Origin of the sequence: Pseudoalteromonas sp. SR44-8 (assembly GCF_014163635.1) — a bacterium.
Classification (GTDB): domain Bacteria; phylum Pseudomonadota; class Gammaproteobacteria; order Enterobacterales; family Alteromonadaceae; genus Pseudoalteromonas; species Pseudoalteromonas rhizosphaerae.
In genome coordinates, this window is sequence record NZ_JACJDS010000001.1 from 174693 (window position 1) to 196594 (window position 21902).

Annotated in this window: 12 protein-coding genes and 3 tRNA genes; 4 read left to right on the top strand and 11 right to left on the bottom strand. The window is 41.0% G+C overall.

Annotated elements, in window-relative coordinates; translation table 11 throughout:
* Nucleotides 1-20: 20 nt before the first annotated feature.
* The 7 genes from recD to H5183_RS00760 all read right to left on the bottom strand — a co-directional run bounded on the left by recD (nucleotide 21) and on the right by H5183_RS00760 (nucleotide 15137).
* The gene (gene recD, locus H5183_RS00730) at nucleotides 21-1988 is read right to left on the bottom strand and encodes an exodeoxyribonuclease V subunit alpha (protein ID WP_182730641.1); all 1968 of its coding nucleotides are present in this window, start codon (nucleotides 1986-1988) and stop codon (nucleotides 21-23) included.
* Complete coding sequence (gene recB, locus H5183_RS00735) at nucleotides 1985-5605, bottom strand: exodeoxyribonuclease V subunit beta (protein WP_182730642.1); 3621 nt, start codon at nucleotides 5603-5605, stop codon at nucleotides 1985-1987. Before recB ends, recD begins: the two co-directional genes overlap by 4 nt.
* Nucleotides 5592-8900: an exodeoxyribonuclease V subunit gamma gene (gene recC / locus H5183_RS00740; protein ID WP_182730643.1), complete on the bottom strand. Its 3309-nt coding sequence runs from the start codon at nucleotides 8898-8900 to the stop codon at nucleotides 5592-5594. The genes recB and recC overlap by 14 nt, the downstream gene beginning before the upstream one ends.
* 167 nt (nucleotides 8901-9067) lie before the next feature.
* A complete protein-coding gene (locus H5183_RS00745; protein ID WP_182730644.1) occupies nucleotides 9068-10132 on the bottom strand; it encodes an alkaline phosphatase D family protein in 1065 nt (354 codons plus the stop codon).
* Nucleotides 10129-11256: an alkaline phosphatase family protein gene (locus tag H5183_RS00750; RefSeq protein WP_149982558.1), complete on the bottom strand. Its 1128-nt coding sequence runs from the start codon at nucleotides 11254-11256 to the stop codon at nucleotides 10129-10131. Before H5183_RS00750 ends, H5183_RS00745 begins: the two co-directional genes overlap by 4 nt.
* Before the next feature lie 66 nt (nucleotides 11257-11322).
* Entirely contained in the window at nucleotides 11323-13692 is a 2370-nt protein-coding gene (locus H5183_RS00755; protein ID WP_182730645.1) for a TonB-dependent receptor domain-containing protein, read from the bottom strand.
* Nucleotides 13693-14093: 401 nt separating this feature from the next.
* Nucleotides 14094-15137, bottom strand: coding sequence for an alkene reductase (locus H5183_RS00760; protein WP_149982560.1), 1044 nt, complete (start codon nucleotides 15135-15137; stop codon nucleotides 14094-14096).
* A 145-nt stretch (nucleotides 15138-15282) separates the two neighbouring features.
* Here H5183_RS00760 and H5183_RS00765 point away from each other — a divergent pair, with 145 nt between their 5' ends.
* The 4 genes from H5183_RS00765 (at nucleotide 15283) to H5183_RS21910 (ending at nucleotide 19761) form a co-directional block, all read left to right on the top strand.
* Nucleotides 15283-15864: a TetR/AcrR family transcriptional regulator gene (locus H5183_RS00765; protein ID WP_145233102.1), complete on the top strand. Its 582-nt coding sequence runs from the start codon at nucleotides 15283-15285 to the stop codon at nucleotides 15862-15864.
* 72 nt (nucleotides 15865-15936) lie between these two features.
* The gene (locus tag H5183_RS00770; RefSeq protein ID WP_145233101.1) at nucleotides 15937-16332 is read left to right on the top strand and encodes a DUF2750 domain-containing protein; all 396 of its coding nucleotides are present in this window, start codon (nucleotides 15937-15939) and stop codon (nucleotides 16330-16332) included.
* A 261-nt stretch (nucleotides 16333-16593) separates the two neighbouring features.
* Entirely contained in the window at nucleotides 16594-18414 is a 1821-nt protein-coding gene (locus H5183_RS00775) for a tetratricopeptide repeat-containing diguanylate cyclase (protein WP_182730646.1), read from the top strand.
* 246 nt (nucleotides 18415-18660) lie between these two features.
* A complete protein-coding gene (locus H5183_RS21910) occupies nucleotides 18661-19761 on the top strand; it encodes a methyl-accepting chemotaxis protein (protein WP_274803910.1) in 1101 nt (366 codons plus the stop codon).
* Nucleotides 19762-19935: 174 nt separating this feature from the next.
* On the opposite strand, the gene H5183_RS00785 is transcribed toward H5183_RS21910, so the two are convergent.
* From H5183_RS00785 to H5183_RS00800, 4 genes are all read right to left on the bottom strand, one after another.
* Nucleotides 19936-20025 (bottom strand) — tRNA-Ser (locus tag H5183_RS00785).
* Nucleotides 20026-20173: 148 nt separating this feature from the next.
* Nucleotides 20174-21214, bottom strand: coding sequence for a quinolinate synthase NadA (nadA, locus tag H5183_RS00790; RefSeq protein ID WP_182730647.1), 1041 nt, complete (start codon nucleotides 21212-21214; stop codon nucleotides 20174-20176).
* 420 nt (nucleotides 21215-21634) lie between these two features.
* Nucleotides 21635-21710: transfer RNA gene (locus H5183_RS00795), tRNA-Lys, on the bottom strand.
* A gap of 71 nt (nucleotides 21711-21781) precedes the next feature.
* Nucleotides 21782-21857 (bottom strand) — tRNA-Lys (locus H5183_RS00800).
* Nucleotides 21858-21902: the final 45 nt, after the last annotated feature.

Consider the following 21902-nt stretch of genomic DNA (forward strand, 5'->3'; position numbering starts at 1 on the left):
TAAAGCTTTCCCTTTCAAAGCTACACCAACCTCTCATACAATCCTGATGCCCTGCTGACTGATTTATTCATTGCCATTAACAACACTTTTTTATCAGCCACCAGCTCGAAAGTGTTTTTAGCGCGGGTAATGCCGGTGTAGACTAACTGGCGGTTGATGCCGGCAGTTGCTTGGTTTTGTGGTGGCAGTACCATAGCCGTATAGGCAAACTCGGAGCCTTGTGATTTATGAATAGTCATTACATAAACTGTGTCATGGGCTGGTAGTCTGGCTGGTGAAAATGCCCGTTGATTGCCCTGCTCGTCAATAAATATGGCTTTGAGCTGGGCACTGTCGTCGTGCATTAAAATCCCAATATCTCCATTAAATAGTTTTAGCTGATAATCGTTTTGCGCAATCATAATCGGCATGCCCAAATAATGCCGCTGATTTGAGTTTACATTAATCAATCCTTGCTGGCTTAATTGCGTTTCAATGCGTTTATTTAAACTATGAACGCCGTAATCGCCTTCGCGTACTGCGGCTAACAACTGGTAGCTGGCAAAAGCTTTATGTATGTCTTGTACGCTCGCGTGTTGTTTAATTAAATTAAGGTACTGAGCGTATTTACTGGCGGCGCTTTGTACTAGTTTATCAATCGGTTTACTTACAATGTCATAGTCTAAAATAACGTCTTTAAATTGGCCGCTGCTCAGCTCTTGCTCTACATAATTGAGCTTGCCGCTGTTATTGGTATTAACCGCTAATGCTAATTGACCTATGCCGCTGTCGGCTGTGAAACGGTAACTGTGCTGTAAAAACGCGATACAGTCGGCCAGTTTGAATTGACTATTACCTGCGACTAATTTGCGCTGGTTATTAAAGCATAAGCTGTTTAGTTCAGCGCAACGGGCCTCTGAATAACTTGGTGTTTGGCCAAGCACTAAACCTTGGCATAAATCGCTCATTACACTGCCGGTATCAACCGAGGCAAGCTGGTCTTTGTCACCGAGTAATATAAGTCGCGCATGCTCTGGTAAGGCCTCAATTAGTTTAGCCATCAGCGATAAATCAACCATCGACGCTTCATCAATGATCAATACATCTAAATGCAATGGATTACTGCGGTTATGCCTAAACTTATTAGTAAACGGTTTTACCCCCAGTAACCGGTGAATCGTTTGCGCGCTTTCTGGGATCAGCGGCGTAATAGCAGCGCTTATTTTATCTTTTAACTGTTGTTTTGCCCCAAGGATTGATTCACTTAATCGCGCAGCGGCTTTGCCTGTCGGTGCCACCAACTTAATACTCAGTGGGGCATTTTGATAAAGCGATTGTAAAATTGCTAGTAGCTTAGTCACGGTCGTGGTTTTACCTGTTCCTGGGCCACCGGTAATAACGCTAAAGCCTTTGGTTGCTGCCATCGCACAGGCAACCTTTTGCCAATCGAGCCCTTGCTCTGGTGCATCTTGTTCGGGGAAATAGTCACAAAGTAACTGAGTTAACTTATCGCTATCAATATCAAGCTTACGCTCACTCATTAACAACAATCGTGATGCCAGTGTTTGCTCATAACCGCTTAGACGTGCAAAATAAAGCCGTTGTTCAAGTAACTGTAACGGTTTAGTCTCCCCGACACTAGGATGGTTTTGCAAGCAATTAATTGCCTCTACGGTGGTAAATGTGTCGCTAAACGGGCTGAGTGTGTCAGGAATTATGCCCGCTAGTTTGGTAAAATCACTTTGGCGTAAATTAAACGGATTACGCCAATCTACCTGCGCTAAATCTAAACAGCTGTGCTGACTTTGCTGCGATAAACAGAGTAATAAAAGCAGTGAATAAACGTCGTTTGGTCGTTGAGTTTGCTCACTGCTACACAGTAATTCTGCCAGTTTTATATCAACCATTCGTAGCCGGTTTTCGCTAAGTAGGTAATCAAATAATGGCACTATTTGTACGTCGTTCGTCGCTGCTGTTGCAATGGCTGTATTGGTATCTAACACGCTCATAGCATTGCTCCTTGGCTATTTTCGGTTGCCTCATCTATGCTTTGGGCAACCCTGCCTTGACTAAAAAGCCCATCTAAAATAATAACTTGCTCGGCGGTCAACTTTTTAAAGTACACACCTTTTCCATCTGCCATACCACGTAAAAAGGTGTAATATACGCCACCTAAATGCTGCTCAATGCTGTAATTGTTGATCCGTTGTTTTAATAACCGATGCAATGCCACGGTGTAAATTAGATACTGTAAATGGTACTGGTGGCTACTCATAGCTTGCTCTAAATGCTCTTGCTCATAATCAGTTGGCTGGTTGCCTAAAAAGTTAGACTTATAATCCAAAATAAAATACTGCTCGTTATGACAAAATATTAAATCGACAAACCCTTTTAATAAGCCTTTTACATCATAAAAATCGAGCCTACTTTGATTAAAACCAAAGTGCTTAATCAATGTTTCATTCAAGCCTTTTGCCGTTAAACTGGTAATTGGCAGATTAAACTCCATTTCAACCAAACAATCCCGTGGCGTTAATTTACTTAAGCTTAAACCGTTTTCATTCAATGGGCAGTTTAACGCGGCAAGCACCCATTGCTCAGTTGTCCCTTGCCATTGCTCACTAATATGGTATTTGTTTAAGCTGCGCTCAACTACCACGCTTAGGTTTTGCTCATGGTTTGTGGGGTGCTGCTCTGGGCTGGTGAAATCCAGTTGCTCAAAAATCTCGTGTAAACAACTACCCGGTTTTGCCCCCTTGGGAAAGCTATAAGGTGAGCGAATATCGTCTTGTTGCGTGGCAAACTCATCTTTTTGATGATCTTCGTCGCTGCGCCCAGGTTCTAAATGCTCGCTATGACTTTTAAAACTCAGCGCACTAAAACTGGTGGTGCGCCAATCACGTTCAATTTTAACTTTAACCTTATTAACACTCACACTGTGACTTTGTGTTTGGCTTGATTGCAGTGATAATGCACCCTGCTGAGATAACTCTTCGCTAGTAAACTGTTGATAGCTCATGGCTGGTTTGTCAGCACAAAACTCTTGTAAATGCGTGCGCCACACTAAACTACTGGTGATATCAAGTCCTGCAAATAATACATGCCCTAAGGAGCTACTTTGAATTGCCAACCGACTACTCTGTCCTTGGCCTAGGTTATACATACCAATTGCGCAGTAATGAACGGCGCGAGTGAGTGCAACATACAATAACCGTAAATCTTCAGCTAGGCGTTCTTGCTCCGCTTTTTGTAACGCATCGTCATTTTTACTGAGATCGTAAATCAGCTGGCCATCTTGATGATACAACGCATCTTTCGTTTCACGATACCCGCTGGCAAATGGCATAAATACCAGCGGGTATTCAAGCCCTTTTGAAGCATGCATAGTGACTATTTTTACCAAATTGGCATCACTCTCAAGGCGTACTTGCACGGTTTCACCATCTTGTTGACTTACTTGCTGCGCAAACCAACGTAATAACCGTAAAGTACCCTCTAGCTCGATTTGTTTTTGCTGTAGGATCTCGCCTAAATGACGAAAATCGGTCAGCCAACGCTCAACGTTGTAACCCAGCCCTTGCCATTTCGCGCTTAATTGATTGTGACTGAGTAAGTGCTCAAGCATAGCCATAGCACCTTGTTTGTACCAAATAGAGCTCAAGTAAGCAAAAAAGTTAAGATGCTCTTGCCACTGTGCTTCATCATCAGCCAAGGCATAAATTTCATTATAACTTAAGCAAAATAGTGGCCCAGCTAACACGCCGCGCAACAGTGATTCGTTGTATTGGCCATGTAAAGCCGATAAAAAATTAAGTAAATGATGGCTCAGCTCTTGGCTAAATACACTCTCACGGGATAAGTACACGCTCGCAATTTTGGCATCACTGAGGGCTTTTTTCATAATTTGCGCTTCAACCCGATCACGCACCAAAATACAAATATCTGCCGCCGTGACTGGCTTATTCGCAATACACGCACGCCCTTGCTGTGCTTGCTCAAGTAAGATCACTATTTTATTGGCAAAATAGCTAGCTAAATGTTGCTGGCCAATGCCTTTATTAGTTGGTTTATTTTTTTCATCTGCGGCGCTATCTGCAAACACACAAAACTCAAAGGCGGTGGCAGGTTGGCCATCAATTAAAAACGATTTATCGGCTTTTTTACCTTGTGCCGCCACGCGATTAAACGGGATCGCATCGTTATAAATAAAGCTGTTATCGTGTTTACTAAACAGTGCATTAACGCTTGCAACCACATCGCTACTGGAACGAAAGTTAGTACCAAGGGTAAATTGCTGCTCCTTTGCCACTTCGTGTTTAGCACCAATGTACGTAAAAATATCCGCGCCCCTAAAACCGTAAATAGCTTGTTTAGGGTCGCCTATCATGGCAAGCGTGGTGTTTTCTTGGCTATAAATTTTACTAAAAATACCGTACTGAATGGGATCAGTATCTTGAAACTCATCAATCATCGCTACCGGGAACAACTGCGCTATTTTTTCTGCCAGTGCTGCGCCTTGCTCTGTATTGAGTGCACTGTGCAAATTAGTTAATAAATCATCAGGAGTTATAACGCTTTGCTCTTGCTTGCGTTTTACAATGGCTTGTTTAACCCAACTTGCCGCATGTTGCACAATAGCGATTGCCAAGCCTTGATTAACGGTGTTAACAAGCTTCGCCATTTCATCAAACTGGCTAAGCATTACATGACTAAACAAAGGCTGATTTTTTTTATAATTAGCTTCGTCACTGAGGTTTTCAGTACTCCATATTTCATAAGAGTACTTGTTTGTACCAAACTCAAAAAACAGCTCATCACCTTTACAAAATGCCTCAAGCGCTGCAAGGCTGCCTTTACGTGCAGGTGTTTTGGCACCACTTAAGCCAGAGCTTTTTACAGCTGCAATAAATTCGCTATCAAGGCAGGCTTTTTTAAAGCTCGCGACTTTACCAAGATATAGCTCGCGTGCTTGCCACACATCATCTAGTTTTATTTGCGGAGTAACCAGCGCATTGCCTTTATTAAGTATGTTCGCCACTTTACTAAATAACGCTTCAGGGGCAGCAAATACCTCTAAAATTGCATCAGTTTTTTCTTTATTGAGTGGATATACAAACACTCGCCAAAAATCTTTAATGGTTTCAAGCAAGATCTCCCGCTGATCTAAAATAAACTCCAAATTAAACGCCACACCAGACTCAAACGCATGCTGTTTTAACATTCGTTGGCAAAAACCATGAATGGTGAATATTGCTGCTTCATCCATCGATTTAGCGGCGGCATCGAGCAAATCAAATGCACGGTGTTTATCATCGATTGTGGCGATCACAGCATTGATCAGCTCATCCTCTGTTGCTTGGCCAAGCAGTGCATCACGTGCTGCTATAATACGAGTGCGCACACGGTCTTTAATTTCTTGGGTGGCGGCATCGGTAAAGGTAACGACCAATATTTGTTCAACACTCAACGGAGTATTTACGGGCGATGAGTGTTGTTGCGCGATTTGCATGCCGAGTAAATAACGTAAATATAAACCTGTAATAGTATAAGTTTTACCGGTGCCTGCACTGGCTTCAATGAGACTTTGCCCAATAAGCGGCATCGTAAGTGGATTAAGCGCTTGCATGGTCACTCTCCTTTGCATGTGCAAATAACGGCGCAAGTAGCATATAGCTCCAGCGTATAAATTCCTCTTGGCACTCATTCAACGATTGCGTTGTTAAGCGAATATAGGGGTTCTCGCCCTCGCCTCGGCCAATATATTGTGGGCTAAATTTGCTCATTGCTTTGCCAATATCGCCACCACTTTTTACGTACTCATAGCCACTCACAGGAAAAAACGCCACTGGTTTTTTAAGTAGCGCGTTATATAAAGTAAACCAATCTTGCAACAGTGCTTGGGCATCTGCTTTATCCAAAGCTGCAAAAGTGATTTGTTTATCAAGCCCAAGTAATACAGTTTCTACATGTTGATCCACGCACTGCGCAACAAGGTGATATATAAAGCCCTTTATGAGATCTTTTGCCTTGATACTGGCACTGCGATAAAACACTTGTTTGTGCTGATAAAGATGATTTAACCAGCCTTCAAGCTCAGTACTGTTGTTATCACTGTGAAGTGTTAGCGCAACTTCAATCGGTTCATTTTTGCCGCCCTTGATGTGCTCTTTCACTTGCCCTGCCAGTGCATCAACCCGGTGCTGCATTTTCTCAAAGATCAAATCTCCAACATGCGCCTGCGGTAACTCGCCTCGTTGCAGTATTTGCTCACGACTAAGGGGCTGCTCAAAAATAGCCGCTTCGAGTATTTCGTCGAGATAAAAATAACGGTGCAGTGCGTCTAAACTAAATGGCTCTTCATCTTTAGCTACTTCGTTAAATTGTGCTAAACGCAACCCTAAACTTTGCTGATAAAAACTCTCTTGTGCATTGCATACGCTGCGGATAAACATATCCAGCTCAAGATGTTCAGGTGCGCTGACCTCAAGCGCCGTCAGTGGCTCTGGGATTATCGCCTGAGCGGGTAACCAAATTGGATTATAACTGTGATTGGATTGCAGCGTATTAGTGGTATCTGCCTGATAATTTAGGCTATTAAAAGGCTGTAAATGCTGTTTATTGATCAAACACTCAGGCAAGGTTTGCTCACTTGGCTCAGCAAATTTGAAACTGCGGCCAATGTATTCTAGTAATTCACTCACTAAGGTTGATGGCATACGCGGTTGATTATCAAAACATGAACGGCCAATATAGCTCATGTATAAGTTATCACGGGCACTGAGCAGCGCTTCTAAAAATAAGTAACGGTCATCTAATTTGCGCGATCGGTCACCTTTTTGCTTTTTCGAATAAGGCACTAAATCAAAACCAATCGGCTGCACCGTTCGTGGGTAATCGGCATCGTTAAGCCCTAACATACACACCACTTTAAATGGCACAGCACGCATTGGCATTAGCGTACAAAAGTTCACTTGGCCGACTAAAAAGCGTTGCCCTACACCTTTTTCTTGAATGCCTTGTTTAATTAAATAACTCACAATACGCTGCGACACTACTTGCGTGTAATCGCCATTATCATGGTGCTTTTGCAGCTCTTCGAGCACCTTTTGCAGTACCAGTAAATCCCAGCTATCGTCGCTTTCGCTCTCGTAAATAGCCGTTAATAGTTCACTCAGGATAAGGGTTTTATTAGTTAGCGTGTCGTCTGGGGTGAGCCTGTGTTTAAAGTGTTGCAATACATCAATAAAATGCACTAATTTATTGAGTGTATCAAGTGCCATCCCTTCCACTTCATCAGCGCTATATATGCCATTAAACGGGCATTGTTCATCACGTTGGGCGATACCTAACAATAAGCGGTTTAAGCCATGTTGCCAGGTATTTAATTCTATCGCGGGTAAATCAAAGCTATGCTTATGCTCGGCGTTTATTCCCCACTTGACGCCAACACGCTCAAGCCAATATTGAATTTGCTCATATTCATGCGCTTCAACACTAAACTTTTCAGCTATTTGCGTCACTTGCAGTAAATCAAGGATATCTGACACACCAAAGCGCGAAAACGGCAGATCCGCTAAACTTGCAAACGAACTCAGTACCGGTTTTTCTTGCTCAATGGCTAGATCGGCTAACGCATAGGGAATAAAACGGTTACCCTGCGCACCGCCAAATACCGCTTCGATGTAAGGGCTATAAGTGCCAACATCCGGCATCATTACTATAATATCTTTTGGGGTGAGTGCGGGGTTTTGATTAAATAAATTAAGTAAGTAATCGTGCAAACGCTCAACTTCTCTAAGTGGAGTATGGCAATCACTTAGAGCAATGCTGGTATCGGTAGTGCTTATTGCAAGCTTACCTTCATCGTTTATAAACCATTCTTTATTGTCAGTAAGGGATTCACCTTTAAACGCTAACTGGTAAATTTCGCTTTGAATTTGACCAAGTAAACTGTCGTCAAACACATCAATAAAGCCATCAATCCAGCTTGCATCACGCTGTACCAGTTGTTCAAAGTAATCACGGCCTAATTTACCCCACGATGATAACAACGGATTACCAATAAAATAGTAGTCTTGCTCTGGCTCACTTTGCTTTTTTTGCTGCGCTTCCAACAATGGCATTTTGGCGTATTTAGCCGTTATTTTAGCTGCCGTTTTTTCATCAATTAAATCCCCCCAATAATGTTCGCTGGGATTAAAAAAGAATAAAAACACCTCGGTTTTTTTACTCAATGCATCAAACACATCAAGTTGCGAACTGGCAATGGCTGAAATACCAAATAAACTGATCCGCTTTGGTAATAAGCTACTGTCCATTTTATCAAGCGCGGCTAATAACTGCCCTTGCATATTGGCGCGATGAAACTGACTTTGCCCAAGCACTTGACTATGCGCTATTATTTTTCGCCACAGATCAGGCTGCCACGGCGCGATACTAATATCTACATCATCTAATTTATCAGTGCCGCTGTCCCATGTGGCTATCCAGTGCGGACGGTACATTAAATATTGGTCATATACATCGGCTATTTTTTCACATAAAGCAAAGGTTTTTTGACCGTCAGTGTCACCTGCTAGGTAGGTTTTAAGGGGTAAATATAACGGTTCATCAATGCAGTTTGGTAAAATAGCAAATAACTTCCAAGCAAGATTAGGTTTATTAAACGCCGACTCTTTGGGTACATTCGGTAATAGCTGCTGGTATAACTGCCAAATGAAACTCGACGGCAGTGGAAAATCTACCTGTGCTGCCACCCCCAAACTTTCACTTAAACCAATTTTCAGCCACTGCGACATACCCGGAGATTGCACCAACACCACTTCTTTATCAAACGGGCTGCTTAATGGGTTTACTTTTAAAAGCTGATGAAACTGCGCTTGCAGGGCTTCCATACGGTTAGATTGAATAATATTGAGCATAGCGACACTGTTCTTGCTTGAGATAAAAACAGTGTAAGATATTTTCAATTATAGGGGTAGCCATTGTCGCTAATTGGCATTAATAAATCAGCGAGTTAGCACAATAATTAACTCACTTTTTATACGCACAGTATAGCTACTGTGCGTTTTATTTTCTGAGGGAGTCATTATTTATATGGGCTAATACTTGATAAGCTAAATTGGCTTTGCATGATCACATCGCCATCAATGCCTTTTAGCTGGAGTGAAATAGCTGGATCTGTTTGTTGCCAATCAATGCTTAAATCACCGTAATTAACGTCATGTGTGAACTTCCCCACGCGGTGTTTATTAGGACTGACGTTTTTCCATTTTTCAGTAAGGCCTGAGCTGGTCATTTCAATCAGTGGATAATCAAGGTTTTGTTCATACCTTGATATCTCACCCCAATGTGTGTCACCACTGATAATTACCACGCCGTTTACTTTGTGTTTTTTAATTAACGCAAATAAACGGTTTCTATCCTCCGGAAAATTAGCCCATGACTCCCAGCCGGTAAAGTCAGGCAGTAACTGTAAGCTCGAAGCAATCAGTTTAATTGCAGCAGGCTTTTTAAGCTCTTGTTCAAACCATTGCCACTGCGCCTCACCTAACATCGATGCGCCTTTTACTTCACTTGGGCTATAAGGCCCTTGATTATTCGCTTTACGCTCAGTCTTGTATTGTGTTTCACTAACGTGGTTAAGTGCATCGCGGTTCCAACGCAGATCAGGCATGATCACTTGTATCGTGTGCTCATCTTCACCATACATATACGAGGTATAAATCCCATCGGCACGTGTGCGACGCACTGAACCCGTTGGCTCTTGCCAAAAGTCGAGCATAATTTTCCGAGACTGTTCTTTATGTGGGTACTCTTTACCTGCATCATTTTGGCCAAAATCATGATCATCCCACATGGCAATAAGGGGAGTCTGTGCTTTTAACGTTTTAAAGCCGGGCTTAGCGCCTAAGCGCTGATATTTATCGGCAAGTACGCGCATATCGTTGGTGTCGCCGTAGATGTTATCACCCAAAAAGATAAACAAATCTGCCTGCTCTTTATTGATCGCGTCAAAAATCGGAATATCTTTATCTTGATGCCCACATGAGCCAAACAGTATTTTTTGCGGCGTTAGTTTTTGCGGTGTACTTAATACTGAAAAACTCGCAACAATGCTTACCAATGCGGCCGCTTTAATTAAATGCTTCATTTTAAAATCTCATCAATTGCATCCGCCATAGCGGGATTAAGCTGCTTAGGGTTTTCGCCAAGTACGGTTAAAATCGTTGCCGCAACTTGTGCTTGTTTGAGCTCTGTTGTTGTTTTTAATAAACCTTGCGGTTTAATATCTGGGCCAATTGCAGCTAACCAAATATGCTCAGAGCCAATAATTCCCTCAGGAAAAGCTTTACGACCTTGCTCCGATTTTGCCATTGCTTGTTTTGAACTATGATGCTGCCAATCATTAGCGTTACTGCCACGGCCATGATCCGTGGTGATAATAAGCGTTGTGTTATTTTTATAGCCAGGTGTAGTCTGAATGGTTTGCCATAAGTCTTTGATAAAAGCGTCACTTTGTTTAGCCGACTGCAAATAGTGATCGTAATGACCATCATGGGCAAAATCATCGGTTTCACCTAAGCTGATCACTAATAACTTAGGCTTTTTTGCCAGCATATAAGCTTTGGCAAAACGATATGTAAAACTGTCTAAACGCACATTATGCCAAGGACTTGGGATCTCCTGTTGTAAAGCATTTAATAGTGGCGCATCGGCAAATAAGTCTGCCTCAATTGGCATAAAACCCGCATTTACATATACGTCGCTGCGTTTGGTATTAACAATAAACGGAAATACATCCCAACTGCCAAATAAGGCGGTTTTATTTTTATAGTCAGCGCGTTGCTCTAATCGCTCTAAAATAGTTTTATTTGGATTTGGCGTTTTATCATTACTGTTAATTGCCTCATCAACACTGCCAGTTAAGATCTCACTGTAGCCTGGGTATGAAAAATACCACGGGTTACTCACCGACATTGTTGAACCATTCTCTCTATCGCCAATTAACACACCGTGTTGAGCAATCGTATTGCTAATAAATGGCATTAACTGAGCTTGTCGGGCGTGTTTGTCATCGCGCCAAAACTGTTGTTTCAATTGCTCTGGCTGTTTAACAAAATCGGGATTTGCTAACAATTTTTGATCGGCGCCGTTAAATACCTCTTGCCAGCGCACACCATCAAGCGTCACAAGCACGACATTATCACTGGCTTTGACAATATGACTTACCATTAATGTACAGCCTATTACGGCCAGTTTAGCTATTGCTTTCATAGTATTCCTATCAATAAAAACCCATCAACAAGGATGGGTTTTGGTTATTATTTTTATAATTAGGGCTTAAAAATTAGCAGTAAATGTAACTGCTGCAGTTCGTGGTGCACCAATAAAATAAGTGCTGCCATTACCTGTCCCACCCGCTAAATACTGTTTATCTGTTACGTTAGTGACAGCAAAAGCAATATCGATTGATTTAAATGGGCCGGCATTGACGTCTGCAGCATAACCGGCATTGATATCAAGCACGGTATAACCATCAACTTTATTACGTGTACGAGTTTGCTCATCTAAAAATGCACCTAAGCGTTCACCGGTATATTTAGCGGATATACCAAAGCGGAAGTCGCCACTGTAATAATCGGTCGAAAGCACAAACATATCGCTTGGTGAATCGATTACGTCATCGCCTTTTTTAAAGCTTGGCGGTAGCGCTTTTCCGTCTTCATCTTTGAGGATAACACCATCGGCATCGTAGGCACTTGGATCGTGCGATGCGTATTCAGAGCTGTTATTAGTATATGAAGTATAAATATTCCATTCATTTGTAAGCATATAACTTGCTGATAGTTCAATACCTTGCGAGTCAATACCACCTACATTGATGTAAGAGCCATTTGTACCTATCGTATAATCAATCCCGCCGGTATCACTGCCAGGTGCGATAAAGGTGATACGGTTATCAAAGGCAATAGAATAAGCGGTCGCAGTTAGGCTCAAGCGGTCTGCTTTATAACGTACACCAAAGTCGATATTTTCAGCTGTTTCTGGTTCAATTTCTGTGAGTGTAGAACTATCACGCTCCAGCACACCATCTTTAATTGCTGAGAAATTTTCACTGAAACTGGCAAATAACTCAGTGCTGCTAGTTAGCTGGTACAAAGCACCGGCACTAAATAACACATCTGAATCACTGTTTATTTTATCAGAGCGTAGATCTGCAAAATGATCGTATTTTTGTAATTCAACTAAATACTGTTTAGCGCCAAGATTAACTGTAAAATCGCCTAGGCTGATAGAATCTTGTACGTACCACTTAAAGGTATCTGTTTCAAAAGTATTTTTATATTGCGTCCAGTATGGGGTGCTATCAAAGTGATGATACACGCGAGCATCAATAACTTTATGCCAATCACGAGATTCGTCACGATCAGTTTGCTCAAGCCAAATACCTGCTTCAATATCGTGCATCCCTAAGGTTAATTTATAATCGGCGGTTAAACCTAAACGGTCCTTGTCATAGTGTGTATGGCGATATGACATTACCGGTATTGCCGAATCTGGGTAACACGCCGGATTCAACCCTGTGCCTGAATCCCATGGCCAACTGAGTGTGTCTGTACAATTTGCGTTAGGCGTTAATGGCTTACCTTGGCTATCTGCAAAACCATATGAGCCAGCATTTGTGCCGCCTTCGGTTGTTGGATTACCGTCTTTGTCGACAGGTGATGTTAAATAAGGTGGGATCCAATCACCACGCCCTGAGTTTTTATGGTAATAAGGGCTGATTGTTAATAATGACGAAGGTGAGATTGCGTATTCAAACTTTACGTAACCTAACGCATTTTCACGCAATGTACCCCAACCTTCTGCAAACATTTGGTCAAAGTGTGGCACGCCAGTCCAATTCCAAGTTAGTTGATCCCAATTTGGTGTTTGCGCAAATTGCTGCAAGCTCACACTGTTATAGTTGGTCTCACTTACATCATCATACGATAAACGCCCTGTTACAGTCAGCGCATTAAAGTTAGATACAAATTTAGCCTCAGCATGTTGATTATCTTTACCGCCATTACTGCCATCACCTATCCAGCGGCTAGTATTGGTTTGTGAATAACTCACATAAGCTTGCGTGTTATCAAAGAGAGTGCCAGTTTCATGCTTAAAATAATAACGGGTCGCATCATGGTCACCATTGGTGTAAGCAAATGTAGTTCCTCGCTCAAGGCTAGGATCTTTACTTACAAAATTAAACGTACCACCGAGCGCTTCAAGTGATGCTGAGGCGATATCTGAGGTACCTTGGCCCACTTCAACCGTGGCTAAGTTTTCGCTGTCTAGGTAGCGATTAGCTTTTGCACCACCGCCATAATTAGAGCCGCCGTTTGGAATACCATCAACCGTCATACCTAACTGCTGTTGGTTACCATCGATACTAAAGCCGCGCATCGTAATAGTGGTAGACCAATCATCACCACCAAATGCATCACCTTCGTTAATACTAATTCCCGGTAGGTTATCCATCACCGATAATACACTTGATACCGAACTCTGCTGTTCAATCATTGATTGCTCAATCACACTATTTGCATAGCTCGTTGGTTTTGCCACTACCGTGACTTCTTCTATTTCGTTGGTATTTGCAAAGCTATTAGTTGAAAACGCTAAAGCGATTGCTAAGCTTAAAGTCGATCTTTTAGTAAAAGTACGCATTGTTGTCCCATTTGCAATTATTGTTTTGTATACGGGCAAAGTATGGAGGGAATATATGACAAAAAAGCTCGAAAAAATTGACGTAACAGTGACAAAAATATTGATTATTTATGGCAACAATGCAGCTTAACCAATTAACAAAATAAAGATTATAATTTAAATAACAGTCTATCGCGGTAATATTTTTAGGAAATAGAGAGGGAGTTAAATCAATACGAAAGAGTATTTTTCACAGCATTAGTAACGATTAAAAAGCAATATTGCTAATCGCAAATAAATACCTAAAACAAGTTTGCAATCAACATCTATTGACGTGTTATAAACGCCAGAGACAAGTAGTTTCCGACGTTAATGCAACCACCTACAGAAGTAGGTGGTTTAGTGACTAAAACAAACTACGTTTAAATTAGTTCAGCCAGCATTTCATCACTATATGGAACCACTTCTTCAGCATTTTTTATTTTACTGATGTAATCTGGGTTTGCAATAAACGGGCGACCAATAGCAATTAAATCAAACTTATTGGCATTAATAGCAGCTTTAGCCGTGTCAAAATCATAGCTACCAACACCCACTAAAGTACCTGAATAAGCCGCACGTAAATATTCTGACGTCGTTTTATCTGCAAGGCTTGCAAAGCGCATGCTATCGTCAAAAATACCGCCATGTAAGTAAGCGAGTGCTCGGCTATTCAACTCGTTTAAGAGGTAATCAAATACCGCTTTATCGCGGCTATCTTCGCTCATATTAAAGTAAGCACCAGGAGATAAACGTAGCCCAGTTTTATCTGCGCCGATGACATTAATTACCGCATCAACAACTTCAAGTGCAAAACGCGACATATTCTCTGGAGTTTGCCCGTATTCATCATCACGCTCATTGGCTGCATAATGTAAAAACTGATCGATTAAGTAACCATTCGCACCATGGATCTCAACGCCATCAAACCCTGCTTCAAGCGCATTCTCTGCAGCCTTTGCATAATCTGCAATTAATGACTTAATATCGGCAGTGGTTGCTGCTTTTGGGGTAATATAAGTAAGCTCACGCATACGTGGTACAGAGCCTTCAACACCAATCGCAGATGGGGCTAAAACGTCGCCATCAAAAAAGTGTGGATGTGCAACCCGACCAACATGCCAAAGTTGTGCAAACATTTTACCGCCCTGCTCATGCACAGCATCGGTTACTTTTTTCCAGCCTTGAATTTGTGCGCTGGTAAATAAACCTGGCGTATTCGGGTAACCTTGCGCATCAGGGCGAATAATCGTGGCTTCACTAATTATTAAACCGGCTTCAGCACGGCGTGCGTAGTAATCAACCATCGCTTGGGTTGGCACTAAGTTATCGTCAGCCATACAACGCGTTAGCGGTGCCATAAGTATACGGTTTTGTAATTCAATCGTGTCATTAAGCTTAAACGGTTGCAGTAGATCAGTGGTCATTCTTATCAATCCTTATCTTGAGTGTACATTCAAGATAAGGGCGAACAATAAAACATTCAAGTCTATTTTTGAATATTTGTTCAAGATTAAGTAAACTAACCCCATCTACACCTTATAAGTCAAATAGAATGCAACAGAGCGCCCTATGAGAATAGCCGAATTTGACCGTGAATTTGTACTTCGCCAAGCGATGCTGGCTTTTATGCAACACGGTTATGCTAAAACGAGTATGCAAAAATTAACGCAAGTTACAGCGCTTCATCCGGGATCTTTATATGCTGCGTTTGGCAATAAAAAAGGTATTTTTTTAGCGGCTATTGAGCAATATCAGGCTGATCGAAATCAGCAATTTACGGCACTTTTTTGTCAACATAAACCCGTTTTACCAAGCCTACGCCAATACTTAGACTCAATAGTCAACGAGTGTATCAGTGGTGATGCGATGAAAGTATGTTTACTGACTAAAAGTATTAGTGAAGTTGAAGGGCAAGATTCACAGATCAGCCACGTACTGATGACAAATTTAAATGCCTACGAAAACGCCCTCGCCGAACAATTTGAGCGCGCGATAAAAGAAGGTGAAATCCCAAACACACGCACAGCTGAGCATCTAGCTCGTTTTTTAGCAATGGGCCTTTACGGCTTGCGAACCTATGCACTGACTAACCGCTGCGAACAAGATCTAAGCCAACTCGCCGACGATTTATACCACGCAATGTGTAATTAATTTTTAACTAATCGACATTTTGTCATATTAGTCAATATACTATACCTAAGCCATTCTAGAGAGAGTCTATTAATGAGTAATGCAACTGCAACCGCATCTGAAAAATTCGAGACAATCTTAAATTTAGGAGCCAAAAAAAGATTGGCTTTTATGTTTGAGACCGTCCAAGAGTTCAAACAAGTGTGGATATTAAATGACGACGATGGCTGTGTTATGCTCGCCAACGAAGATGATGATTGTGTACCGGTATGGCCTGAACGTATTTATGCCGAGGCATGGGCTACCGGTGAGTGGGAAAATTGCACAGCTAAAGCAATTCCATTGAAAGATTGGACAACCCGATGGACACCCGGTCTTGAACAAGATGACTTACTTATCGCCGTTTTTCCAACTGAAGAAGACGACGGCACAATTTTATTTCCTGATGAATTTGATTCACAACTAAAAGCACCTAAAAAACGTTACTAATTACACTTCGCTATAATTGAGTCGCAGACGTGTTGTTCTGCGACTTATCCACGCAAACTTTAAATTTTTTACGCGCAACGCTTTAAGACAAAGATACAAAATTAATACCTATAAAAATTAAAATATAACGGCAATAATGTCGCTTTTAGCGATAATTAATTTATGCTTATTCACACTGATCAGTGAAATAAACACAGCTCCCACTGCAAAAACTTTGGCATTAGTTGACTTCAACACGCCCCTTACTCTTTGGACTTTATAATGGTACGACAAGGTATTTTAATATTACTACTGCTAACGTTTATTAATAGTGGCTATGCCACAGAGCAAATTGACTCACTAGAATCCACACTCAGTGAAATAAAACAGCTCAAAAGTGATGGTGAATCCGCACAAGCTTATCAACAATTAAGAGCAACATATTCCTCGGCACAATCAACCACACAACAAGCTGAGTTAATGGTTGTTTGGCTTGCATTTATGAATGAAGACAAGAACTGGCATGAATTCGACTTGCTCAAAGACGATGTCTCACAATTACTCGATAGCGAAGTCGATATAGAAACTAAATACGCACTTTATGACAACCTCGGATTAATGAAATATCGCTTAGGTAAGTTTGCCGAAGCCGATTCTTATTTATCAAAAGCAGTGTCTTTTGCTGATGACACACAGCTTGCTACGAGTATGACTTACTATTTGTATGGAATTAACTCTGTTAGACAAGGAAAAATGGTAGATGGACTCGATAAAATCTTACATGCTCACGATTTACAAATAAACATTCAAGGATATGCTTCACCGAAGATATTAATTGGTTTAGGGTTTACCAATTATTATATGAAAAACTACGACAAAGCGATTGAATACACTCAACAGGCAATAGCAGCATACCCTGAAAATGACATACTGCTCACTGAGCTGTATGCAAACTTAGCTGCAATGTACGTTGATAAAGCCCAATACCAAGAGGCATTAATTGCCATTAATCAAGCCGAAAAAGTAGCCCACTTCCATAATATATTTGACCGAGTTCCTATAATTATTAATAAAGGCACTATTTATGCTGAGCTAAATGAGCACCAAAAAGCCATTGATTATTATTTAAAAGCGTTAGATATTGTAAATAAAAACAATGATTTAATACATAAGCCTACCGTTTTAAGTAATCTGGCACAAAGCAATCAAAGTTTAGGTAATTATAAACTTGCTGCCGACTATTTTGAGCAAGCCCTTGCTATATTTTCAAGCGAGAGTCAACTCATCAAACGTTTAGAAAACTATCCGCCAATGATCGAAAATTATCAATCATTAGGAAATTACCAACGCGCATTAGAACTTATGATTGAATACAAAGAATTAGATGATGAAAGTACCTCATTAGCTGCAAAAGAAAAATTTGATCAATCACAAGCAGCCTATGATATTGCCTCTAAAGAAAAGTCATTAATCGAAGCTAAACTAGCGCAAACAAGCAATGAAAATGCAATTCTACGACTCTATGGGATCGTTGCCTTCAGTCTTTTAATTATCCTATTTATTTATATTGCCTATAGACTAAAACACTCTGCCTACCTGCAAGTTAAAGAGCTTGCGTTGCGCGATCAGCTCACGGGACTATTTAATCGCCGCGCATTGCACGATATCTTTGAATTAGAAATGAGCCGGGTTAATCGCAATAAAAAAACTTTTAGTATTATTTTGCTGGATATAGATCATTTTAAAGTACTCAACGACACCTATGGACATGACTATGGTGACATTGTATTGCAAAAAGTGGCTAGCGCATTGCAAGATTCAATTAGAAGTATGGATAAAGTTGCTCGCTGGGGAGGTGAAGAATTTCTGGTGTTTTTACCTGAAACCAATAAAGAGCAAGCATCGCATCTTGCAGAAAAGTTACGCTTAGCCGTAAGTAACATTGAATTGACTTACCAAGATAAGCTACTTCAGGTCACTGTTTCTTTAGGTGTCTGTGAATATAATCAACAAGGTGAATATAAAGACATGGTTAAACAAGCCGATCTTGGTCTTTATAAAGCTAAAGAAACAGGGCGGAATAAAGTCGTCTGTCTCAGTTAAACTAACAAATGTTCTTGCGCGCAACTATCTTCAAACATATAGTTTACTAATAAAGCGATGTTATTTCCTCGCATTAAGGCTGCTCTGTTGACCTAAAAATAGCAATGGCACACTGTTTTATTGCGCTTGCTCAAAAAAATTACGACATAGTTTGCTAAACTAACCTAATAACCTATTAGATTAAGTGTGCTAGCACAACGCTGAGATTTACTCTGGGCACATTTACAGAAACAGTTGGACAAATACGTGATATTTAATTCTAAGTATAAAAAAGAAATTGCAAAACTAAAAAATGAAATTGTAGATATTCGTAACCAAAATGAAGCACTGCATGATGAACTAGAACAAGTTAAGAATGCTAAAAGTCAGTTAGTAGCGCAAATAAATCAAACTGATAAAACTGCCAAACAACAAGACGAATTAAACCGCTTGTGGCTACAGTCTTCAATTTTAATAGAGCAAATCAGGGAGAGCCTAGCAGCAAATTCAAGTGAACTTGTAATGCACAGAGATGGCTTTCAATCATCACAGCAGTTGCTTGATAACATTATTGTAATGCTATCCGCCACTTTGCAATCAACTTCTGTGATATCCAGAGACACTAAAACAGCCTCTGAATCTGTAAAGCAATTACAAACAGTCACAGCAGGGATTAATGACTTTGTAAACATTATCAAAGGCATCTCTGACCAAACTAACTTACTAGCCCTTAATGCTGCTATTGAGGCCGCCAGAGCTGGAGAACAAGGTAGAGGCTTTGCCGTAGTTGCAGATGAAGTTCGCACATTAGCACAACGCTCAGCTGATGCATCGAATGAAATTTCAGGCTTAATTGAACAAGTAAACCAACAAATGGACCACGTTGTTGGCAACATTACCGACGTCGGGAAACAAAGTAATGAGATCAGTGAAAGTTCAGCGGCTATCGAAGATACCGCTAATAAAATTGTTACGTTCTCACAAAACATGTATTCAGTTATTACCGACTCAACTGAAAACGCATTTATTCAGACGGTAAAAATGGATCATATCGTTTGGAAACTGGAAGTTTATAAGGTACTACTTGGTTTATCTGATAAAACCACAGATGAATTTGCCGATCACACAATGTGTCGTTTAGGTAAATGGTACTATAAAGGTGATGGTGCAGCTAAATACGCCTCCCATATTGAATTTAAAAACTTAGAAGCCCCGCACGCCGAGATTCACAACCATGGCATACAAGCATTGCAAGCCTTTGCAGATGGCCATTCGGATAAAATGATTGATCATATATCGCAAATGGAAGCGGCGAGCTTTAAAGCCGTTGATTTATTAACTAACCTAGCAAACAAAATAACTAAATAACGGTCGTTTTAAGTTTAACTACAACTTTAGCGCTGCTCATTTTATATTTATTATTGCAAGCAACTAAACACCAATACCTAATAAAAAGTAAAAAATAGTTAGAATTTGAGTTATTTACTTCACTTTTTTATAGGCACAAAAAAGGACGCCATGAGGCGTCCTAATATTGAATAATGGCGGTGAGGGAGGGATTCGAACCCTCGTTAGGGATTAACCTAAACACACTTTCCAGGCGTGCGCCTTCAGCCACTCAGCCACCTCACCGCAGGCGTTAATGTATAACGCGGCGTAATAGTATGAAATAGCGCGCGGCGGTGCAAGGTGTTTTTCCCTTTTGCCTGTTAACTGCCTAGTAAACAAACAAAAAAGGCCGCTGATAGCAATACCAGCGGCCTTATCTTTATAACCTAGTTTAGCGTTGGAGTGACGCTGAGAAATCGAGCATACGATTAAGCGACTTGAGTGCGCCTTCACGAAGGTCCATATCTACAAACACTTCTTTGCCAGTTGCATCTAATAACGCTTCCTCAATCGCTTTGAGGCCGTTCATTGCCATCCACGGGCAGTGCGCACAACTCTTACAGGTTGCGCCTTCGCCAGCCGTTGGTGCGGCAACAAATTCTTTATCAGGGCATAACTGCTGCATTTTATAAAAAATGCCGCGATCAGTGGCAACAATAAACTTTTGATTGCTCATAGTTTGTGCCGCTTTGATCAATTGACTGGTTGAACCTACTGCATCAGCTAACGCTACAATTTCTGCTGGTGATTCTGGATGAACCAAAACGCCAGCGTCAGGGTAAAGCGCTTTCATGTCTTTTAACGCTTTGGTTTTAAATTCGTCATGCACGATACATGCGCCATTCCACATGATCATATCAGCGCCAGTATTCTTTTGAATATAGGCACCTAAATGTTTGTCTGGGCCCCAAATGATTTTTTCACCCATTTCATCTAGGTGCTCAACAATCTCAAGGGCACACGATGAGGTAACAATCCAATCAGCGCGAGCTTTAACGGCAGTTGATGTATTTGCGTATACAACCACTTTACGATCAGGGTGCTGATCACAAAACGCTGAGAACTCATCAATTGGGCAACCAATATCAAGCGAACAAGTTGCTTCTAGTGTTGGCATAACCACGGTTTTATTCGGTGTCAGTATTTTTGCTGTTTCACCCATAAAACGTACGCCGGCAACGATAATCATGTCAGCATCGTGCTTGGCACCAAAGCGAGCCATTTCTAGCGAATCAGCAACACAACCGCCAGTTTCTTCAGCAAGCGCTTGAATTTCAGGATCAGTATAATAATGGGCAACCAATACGGCATTTTTATCAATCAATAATTGCTTGATACGTGCTTTGTATTGCGCCTGCTCATCATTATTCAATGGAGCTGGTTTAGGAGGAAAGATATAACCTTCAGGCATAATAGTTTGAGCTAAACTCATTTCTCGACCACTTAATCTACAGTGCATTTATGGGGCGGATTATACGAGAATATAAAACTAAATAACAGTAGTGGTCATAAATACCAATCTACTTAAATATTTAATCATTCTAGCAGGCTAAATAAAGCGTTAACTGCGTTAGTTATTTTTTATGTACGACTGCATGGATGCAGGAGGTAGAGCAATGCAGGAGCAATTGCCGAGAACAACTACATGTCAAAATTTAAGCCTTGTTATCACTGTATTTATCTGTCGCTATAAATGGTCAGTAACTTAACACGATTGATATAATAGCAATTTGATTAACGCATTTATATTTAGCTTGACGATAATTTTTTGTAAGTGTTTTTTTCTTTTGATGTAAAGTGATGTGAATTTACTAAATAGGGGTAAGATAAACTGAAATTGAATAAACCAGAATGGTGGGTCATGATGGACTTGAACCATCGACCAATGGATTAAAAGTCCACTGCTCTACCAACTGAGCTAATGACCCGCTCTGATGTGCCTAAGCACGCTGCGTAGATCCGCCGATTATAACCACTCTACTATTCTACGAATAAAGAATGGTGGGTCATGATGGACTTGAACCATCGACCAATGGATTAAAAGTCCACTGCTCTACCAACTGAGCTAATGACCCGCTCTGATGTGCCTAAGCACGCTGCGTAGATCCGCCGATTATAAC

Bases quoted from the DNA above. Each gene is read 5' to 3' on its own strand.
- recD (WP_182730641.1), bottom strand. From the start codon at position 1,988: ATGAGCGTGTTAGATACCAATACAGCCATTGCAACAGCAGCGACGAAC.
- recB (WP_182730642.1), bottom strand. From the start codon at position 5,605: ATGCAAGCGCTTAATCCACTTACGATGCCGCTTATTGGGCAAAGTCTC.
- recC (WP_182730643.1), bottom strand. From the start codon at position 8,900: ATGCTCAATATTATTCAATCTAACCGTATGGAAGCCCTGCAAGCGCAG.
- H5183_RS00745 (WP_182730644.1), bottom strand. From the start codon at position 10,132: ATGAAGCATTTAATTAAAGCGGCCGCATTGGTAAGCATTGTTGCGAGT.
- H5183_RS00750 (WP_149982558.1), bottom strand. From the start codon at position 11,256: ATGAAAGCAATAGCTAAACTGGCCGTAATAGGCTGTACATTAATGGTA.
- H5183_RS00755 (WP_182730645.1), bottom strand. From the start codon at position 13,692: ATGCGTACTTTTACTAAAAGATCGACTTTAAGCTTAGCAATCGCTTTA.
- H5183_RS00760 (WP_149982560.1), bottom strand. From the start codon at position 15,137: ATGACCACTGATCTACTGCAACCGTTTAAGCTTAATGACACGATTGAA.
- H5183_RS00765 (WP_145233102.1), top strand. From the start codon at position 15,283: ATGAGAATAGCCGAATTTGACCGTGAATTTGTACTTCGCCAAGCGATG.
- H5183_RS00770 (WP_145233101.1), top strand. From the start codon at position 15,937: ATGAGTAATGCAACTGCAACCGCATCTGAAAAATTCGAGACAATCTTA.
- H5183_RS00775 (WP_182730646.1), top strand. From the start codon at position 16,594: ATGGTACGACAAGGTATTTTAATATTACTACTGCTAACGTTTATTAAT.
- nadA (WP_182730647.1), bottom strand. From the start codon at position 21,214: ATGAGTTTAGCTCAAACTATTATGCCTGAAGGTTATATCTTTCCTCCT.